6 protein-coding genes are annotated in these 6,935 nt (G+C 35.4%); 3 read left to right on the top strand and 3 right to left on the bottom strand.

Annotated elements, in window-relative coordinates; translation table 11 throughout:
* Positions 1 to 138: 138 nt before the first annotated feature.
* A complete protein-coding gene (locus QA612_RS13455; protein WP_278284335.1) occupies positions 139 to 333 on the top strand; it encodes a hypothetical protein in 195 nt (64 codons plus the stop codon).
* 200 nt (positions 334 to 533) lie between these two features.
* Here the strand turns inward: QA612_RS13455 and QA612_RS13450 are convergent, their stop codons facing one another.
* The 3 genes from QA612_RS13450 to QA612_RS13440 all read right to left on the bottom strand — a co-directional run bounded on the left by QA612_RS13450 (position 534) and on the right by QA612_RS13440 (position 3,072).
* Entirely contained in the window at positions 534 to 719 is a 186-nt protein-coding gene (locus QA612_RS13450) for a CBS domain-containing protein (RefSeq protein ID WP_278284334.1), read from the bottom strand.
* Between the two features lie 85 nt (positions 720 to 804).
* Entirely contained in the window at positions 805 to 1,635 is an 831-nt protein-coding gene (pgeF, locus tag QA612_RS13445; protein WP_481804442.1) for a peptidoglycan editing factor PgeF, read from the bottom strand.
* A gap of 63 nt (positions 1,636 to 1,698) precedes the next feature.
* The gene (locus QA612_RS13440) at positions 1,699 to 3,072 is read right to left on the bottom strand and encodes a dipeptidase (RefSeq protein ID WP_278284330.1); all 1,374 of its coding nucleotides are present in this window, start codon (positions 3,070 to 3,072) and stop codon (positions 1,699 to 1,701) included.
* 202 nt (positions 3,073 to 3,274) lie between these two features.
* Here QA612_RS13440 and QA612_RS13435 point away from each other — a divergent pair, with 202 nt between their 5' ends.
* Both QA612_RS13435 and QA612_RS13430 read left to right on the top strand, forming a co-directional pair.
* Positions 3,275 to 5,554 (top strand): DEAD/DEAH box helicase, encoded by a 2,280-nt coding sequence (locus tag QA612_RS13435; RefSeq protein ID WP_278284329.1) that lies wholly within the window; start codon positions 3,275 to 3,277, stop codon positions 5,552 to 5,554.
* A 26-nt stretch (positions 5,555 to 5,580) separates the two neighbouring features.
* Positions 5,581 to 6,852, top strand: a complete 1,272-nt coding sequence (locus tag QA612_RS13430; protein WP_278284328.1) for a ribonuclease H-like domain-containing protein — start codon at positions 5,581 to 5,583, stop codon at positions 6,850 to 6,852.
* Positions 6,853 to 6,935: the final 83 nt, after the last annotated feature.

The following is a 6,935-nucleotide window of genomic DNA, read 5'->3' as shown; positions in this document are numbered from 1 at the left end:
CTATAAACAATTCATTAACAATAAGGTTTTGAACCGAGCCGACAGGACGGTAACGTAGTCCAATAGGACAAGCGTTGTCCATGAAAGTTTAGGGGAACAGCATTAGTCTCTAAAACAGATACCATAGTTTTAGAGGAAGTGCCTTTAAGTACCTTAGAACCCACCGAATTCATTCGTGTGGAGGTTCAGGCAAAGAAGGAAATAGAGAAAACACTTGAGAGTGGAAGAGGGATTGCAAACTCAGGTTTAATTTTAAGTATAGTTGGACTTGTTTTTCAAATTATCTTGATAGTTTTAGGTATCATGACAATTTTTAATGAACCAGTTGCTTAATCTTGTTTATTGTGAAGTTAGATGCATTAGAATAGGAAGAAATTATCAAATTTTAAAAAATAGCTCAGCTTTGAACTGAGCTATTTTTTATTTAAGTAATTTATAGGTCGATAGACGAGTATAAACATATTTTGATTGTTATTTTCGTTATTGTTAGAGGTTACGAAACCGTGTTAATGATTGATGATTGTTATTCATCCTTATTCGTCCAATTCTTGGCTTTTAGTTAAGGCAATGGTAACAATACTGGATATTTGTCCATTTTCTATTACTGGAATTGCACCAATGTCGTGTTCTTTCATTAATTTTGTTACTTCTTCAATAGATTGTTGTGGAGTTACCGTTACAAGGTCTTTATCTGTTGAATGGTTATCTGTATTCTTCATATCTTTCCTCCTTTTAATAATAGTTTTAACTGTAAATATGCAAAAATACATGAGCTAAAAAATTTCAATTATATAAAAAAAGGGGTTATCCCCCTTTTTTTCCAATAAAACTCATCATACGACCTGTATTTCCTTTATCTCGTCTGTGAGAGAAGAAGATGTTATCTTCACAGCTAGTACAATGGTTAGATATGACAATATTTTGCCTAGAAATTCCTGATTGAATCATCAACAGCATATTTAATTTTTTTAAATCTAGTGCATATTGCCCTTTAGAAATAACCTTGTATGGAAGAGTATCAGTATTCTCTAATGCATCATGTACAAAATTAATCACGTAATCATCTACAACATAGCAACATGGACCGATGGAGGGACCTATAGCTGCCATAATATCATTTGGATTTGCACCTTCAACCTCTACCCAAGTTCTCACCATTTCACCTGCAATATTTTTTACTGTTCCTTTCCAGCCAGCATGAGCTCCTCCAACTAATTGGTGTTTTTTCTCAAAAAAGTAAAGGGGAACACAATCAGCATAACATAATGTTAATAACAAATTTGACTCTGCCGTATATAAGCCATCTGTTCCTTTAATGCTATTAGAATAGTCGTACACTCCTTTTCCAACAAGTTCTTTTGTAACTTTTACGATTTTGTTATCATGAACTTGTTCGGCACAGGCCCATTGAGAAGTAGGGTATGAAAGAAGGTTGGCTAATTTATTTCGATTACGAGCAACAGCTTTTTCATCGTCATTTACATGTAGTCCTAAATTAAAAGTTGAAAAAGAAGAATTACTATCTCCACCATTTTTGGTTGTAAAGCCAGCAATGATTCTTTCATCACCAATGAGATCATTCCACCCATCAAGAAGGAGGTAATGTTCGTTATCTAATGAAAACGGTTCTTTAATCACGTTGTTTCCCCCTTTGTCATTAAATTTCTTTATTCATTCGCTGCACCAAATCCCATTTACTTAGGAATTATATTTTGCCACTTCATCCCAATAAGAAACGAGTACCTTCATTCCTTTATAAAAGCTTTCTAAAGGGAAGCTTTCATTAGGCGAATGTAGATTATCTTCCGGTGTTCCGAAACCTAGTAGAATAACTGGTATTTTAAAAATACGATCAATCATTTCAACTACTGGTATAGATCCACCTAATCGAACAAATACAGCTTCTTTTCCGAAGCCATTATATAAGCTCTTTGCTGCTATTTTTAAAAGTGGGTGATTTGGATCCATTTTATACGCCTTCCCAGACAATGGAAAGCGGTTTACTTTTACGTTAACTCCTACAGGTGCAACCTTTTCCAGGTGAGTTGCTATGAGCTTTTGTACACGATCTGGATCTTGGCCAGGTACTAGGCGACAGGAAATTTTAGCTGTTGCAGTAGAAGGGATAATGGTTTTAATACCTTCTCCTGAATAGCCACTATAAAACCCATTAATTTCTAGCGTTGGTCTTGCCATCGTATGCTCTTTTGCAGTAAAGCCCTTTTCCGGTGTTTCCTCAATAATCCCAATTGTTTTTGTGTAATCTTCACCTGGAGATTCATTCATTAACTGACGTTCCTCTGCAGAAAGCTCTTCTGCGTTGTCGTAAAAGCCTGGGACAGTAACTACTTCATCATTGTTTTTTAAAGAAGCAATCATATGACTCAGGGCCATGGCAGGGTTTTTCGCAGCGCCACCATATAATCCTGAATGTAAATCTCGATTTGGACCTGTGACAGACACTTCTAAGCCCGTAAAGCCCTTTAATCCATAAAGTATTGTAGGTTGACCCGATTCAACCATTCCTGAATCAGAGATGACGACAAAATCAGCATTATATAGTTCTTTTTTTTCTTTAAGAACCTCATATAAATTTGAACTTCCAATCTCTTCTTCCCCTTCAACACATATCTTTACATTTATTGGTAGTTCCTTGATTGTTTTCATATATGCTTCAAAAACTGCTAAATGCATAAATACTTGTCCTTTATCATCACTCGATCCTCTTGCGTAAATACGTTCATTTCGAATTTCAGGAGTGAAGGGTTCACTATCCCATAACTCTATGGGATCTGCTGGCTGTACATCATAGTGACCGTATAACAACACCGTCGGTCCATTTTCTGCTCCTAGCCACTCTCCGTATACAATAGGGTGACCTGTTGTTTCATGCAATTGAACGGATTGAAAGCCAATGTCTTTTAAATAGTCTACGACAAAATTTGCTGCTTGTGCTATATCTTCTATATGTACGGAATCGGTACTTATACTACGTATTGTTAAAAATTGAGATAATTTTTCTAGCAAGTTGTCTTGATTTTCTTTTAAATACTTTAACACTTCTTCTGACATATAAAATACCTCCTTATTTTCTATTACTGACTATTGTGCCACATATTAGAAATTATTACAGCAACAATAATTGATTGAGATGCAAACAGTTTATTTACATAAAATATGTTATGTAAACTAAAATAGAGATCTATGAAACTCCTTAAATGCCTTTGTAAAGCAAACGTATATTCGGTATAATGTGTAATGTGGAGGAGATGACATGTTTGGAAAAAAACCATTGCAACAGCTAATTGAAGAGTTAAGGAATGACAAACATATAACATTTTGGCACGAAATAGAGGAGCAAGAAGCTTCCATCGTTCCTTTTCCAAATTTAATGGACGATAGAATTAAACAAGCATTACATAAGAGAGGGATAGAAGGCATTTATACTCATCAAGCGAGTTCTTTCGATGCTGTACTAAAAGGGGAAAATATTGTAGCAGTAACTCCAACAGCTTCTGGAAAAACATTCTGCTATAACTTACCTGTCATTCAGCGACATCTTAATCGATCGAATTCTAGAGCCCTTTATATTTTTCCTACTAAAGCATTAGCACAAGACCAAAAAAGTGAAATAAATGAATTTATTGATGATATGGAAGTAAATATTAACAGCTATACGTACGATGGAGATACTCCAGCTAATATAAGACAGGTTGTTAGAAAAGCGGGACATATTGTTATTACTAATCCAGATATGCTACATTCTGCAATATTGCCCCATCACACGAAATGGATATCCTTATTTGAAAACCTAGAAACGATTGTGATTGATGAGCTTCACACGTATCGAGGTGTCTTTGGATCCCATGTAGCTAACGTTATTCGTAGATTAAAACGAATTTGTCGTTATTATGGGAGTAACCCTACTTTTATTTGTACGTCAGCAACGATAGCGAACCCAAAAGAGTTATGTTCAGAATTAACTGGAGAACGATACATTAAACTTATTGATAATAACGGTGCACCAAAGGGAAAGAAGCACTTTGTTTTATATAATCCTCCAATTGTCAATAAACAATTGAATATTCGTAAGCCATCTACAAAAGTGGTAAATGAGATTGCGGCAAGGTTTTTAAAGGAGAAAATTCAAACAATCGTTTTTTCACGTAGTCGTGTTAGTGTAGAAATCATACTTAGTCACCTTCAGGAACTCGTAAAAGGGGAGTTAAACAAAAAATCGATTCGTGGCTACCGTGGTGGTTACTTACCAAATCAACGACGTGAAATTGAACGAAACTTAAGAAATGGAGAAACCGTTGGGGTAGTCAGTACAAATGCGTTAGAGCTTGGTGTAGATATTGGCCAGCTTCAAGTATGTGTCATGAATGGGTACCCTGGTTCAATTGCATCGAGCTGGCAACAAGCAGGGCGTGCTGGGAGACGAAAGGATGAATCCATTGTTATTATGGTTGCTAATTCAAATCCCCTAGATCAATATTTATTTCAACATCCAGAATTTTTCTTTGAAGGTTCCCCTGAAACAGCAAGAATAAACAAAGATAATTTAATAATACTAGTGGATCATTTAAAATGTGCAGCGTATGAATTGCCCTTTGAACGTGGAGAAACCTTTGATGGAACAGAAATAGAAGAAATTCTAGAATATTTAACAGAGGAAAGAGTTCTTCATGAGCAAAGAAATAAATGGTATTGGATGAACGATGCATTTCCAGCCCATAATATAAGCTTGCGTTCAGCAGCACAGGAAAATGTTATTATCATTGACCAATCTCAAGTAGAAAAGCATCGTGTAATTGGTGAAATGGATACGTTTAGTGCACTGACACTCTTACACGATGAAGCCATTTACTTACATGAAGGAACACAGTTTCAAGTAGAATATTTAGATTGGGATGAGAAGAAGGCATATGTAAGAGAAGTGGATGTGGAATATTTTACAGACGCTAATTTAGCAGTACAATTAAAGGTTCTTGAAATCGACAAAGAGCAAACGTACAGAGAATGTGTTTTGCAATATGGAGATATGATGGTTACAGCCATGGCCACTATTTTTAAAAAAATTAAGCTGGAAACTTTTGAGAATATAGGGTCTGGACAAATCCATTTACCAGAACAAGAACTCCATACAAATGGAATTGCTCTAACTTTTACTTCTGAAATGTTTCTGAAAATGGAAGAAAAAACGCTAGAGCAAATGCTTATGGGATTGAGTCACGTTTTACAGCATGTAGCTTGTGTACGAGTCATGTGTGACAAAAATGATCTACATGCTGTCCCTGAAGTAAAAGCGATTCATTCGGAGAAACCTACTGTCTTTTTGTATGATCGTTATCCGGGTGGAATTGGTTTAAGTGATAGCGTGTTTAAACAGTTTAATGACATATTAAATGATTCAGAGGATTTTATTCGACGTTGTCCTTGTGAGGATGGATGTCCCTCTTGTATTGGTATTGCTGGAGTAACTAGTCCGATTAATGAGAAGGAATCCATGAAAAAAATTGTTTTAAATGCAATTACTTCAGTTTTAAGTTAAAGGTTTTAAAGAAGGTAGTGAATTAGATGGGATTAAAATCAAAATTAAATCGAATGAAAGGGCATCTTCAGCTTGAAAAGGAATCAAATGCCATCAATCTTAATGAGAAAGACCGGCTAGTTGAAAATAACCCACAAAAATCCTCAGAAGAAATAACTTTAGAGGAAAAATGGAGACAGTTAGGGTTCTTTCCTTATGCCTATGAAGACCAAGTCTCTTATCAAAAACGAACATTTTACCCTTTTCAAAAAGAGGTAGAGACAGAGATAGTTAATGTATACGATTGGTGGCAAAAGACAGAGAAGGATCATCCATTATCCTGTAAAGGGGTTCCATTAAATCGTCTTATGTTTTTTGATACGGAAACAACTGGACTTTCTACAGGGGTTGGGAACACAATTTTTCTCATTGGATATGCCAGAATGATAGATAATGGTATCGAGGTTATTCAACATGTTTTAGGGGATCCTTCTGATGAAGTTCCTTTCATGTACGGTTTTCTAGAGGATTTTCATGAAGAGGATTATCTCGTTAGCTATAATGGGAAATCTTTTGATTGGCCCCATGTAAAATCAAGACATGCATTTGTTAGAAACAGGGTTCCAAAGCTCCCACAATTTGGACATATTGACTTATTGCATGCAGCAAGACGATTATGGAAGCATGAGCTGCCATCGTGTCGTTTATCTATAGTGGAAAAGGAAAAACTATCTATCTTTAGGAAAAATGATACGCCTGGAAGTATGGCTCCACTATTATACTTTGATTACATTCAAGAAAAGGAACCAGACTACTTAGCAGGAATTATTGATCATAATGATCAAGATGTGAGATCATTGGTTTCCCTTTATGTTCAACTGTCGAAACGTTTAGCATTTATGGATAGAAAATTAATGAAGCTGTCACCTAAAGAAAGTATTCAAATAGGACATTGGTTTGAGCAATTAAAATGGATAGACCATGCAAAAGAACATTATAAAATGGCTATTGAAAGTACAGGGAATCATCGAGATGAGGCTTACTATAAACTAGCAATACTTCTTAAGAAGGAAGGTCAAATAAATTCTGCAATGGACTATTTTCAAAAATGTATATCTATTAGCTCATTTCCAAAACCAGAAGTGTTTATTGAAATGGCAAAAATAGCTGAACATCAACTGAAGGATTTTAGAGAGGCTTATACTTTTTCTTGTCATGCATTAGATCAAATCAAAAAAAAATCAAGGCTTACAGCAAAGGATGCTAATCAGAAAAATGGGGTAGAAAAAAGGATAGAAAGATTAATGAATAAGCTATAAGGATAGATAAGAAAGGGCGAGGCTCCTGGAGCTAGACAACGTTAGTAAAAAAACTTATAAATTCTTGTCCCTTCAAAAAGGAG

The sequence above is a fragment of the Evansella sp. AB-P1 genome, assembly GCF_029688925.1.
Taxonomy (GTDB): domain Bacteria; phylum Bacillota; class Bacilli; order Bacillales; family Salisediminibacteriaceae; genus Evansella.
Note: the sequence above shows the minus strand (reverse complement) of the source record. Positions and strands in the feature narration are given on the sequence as shown.

Coding starts and splice junctions, on each gene's coding strand:
- QA612_RS13450 (WP_278284334.1), bottom strand. CDS start 719: ATGAAGAATACAGATAACCATTCAACAGATAAAGACCTTGTAACGGTA.
- QA612_RS13440 (WP_278284330.1), bottom strand. CDS start 3,072: ATGTCAGAAGAAGTGTTAAAGTATTTAAAAGAAAATCAAGACAACTTG.
- QA612_RS13435 (WP_278284329.1), top strand. CDS start 3,275: ATGTTTGGAAAAAAACCATTGCAACAGCTAATTGAAGAGTTAAGGAAT.
- QA612_RS13430 (WP_278284328.1), top strand. CDS start 5,581: ATGGGATTAAAATCAAAATTAAATCGAATGAAAGGGCATCTTCAGCTT.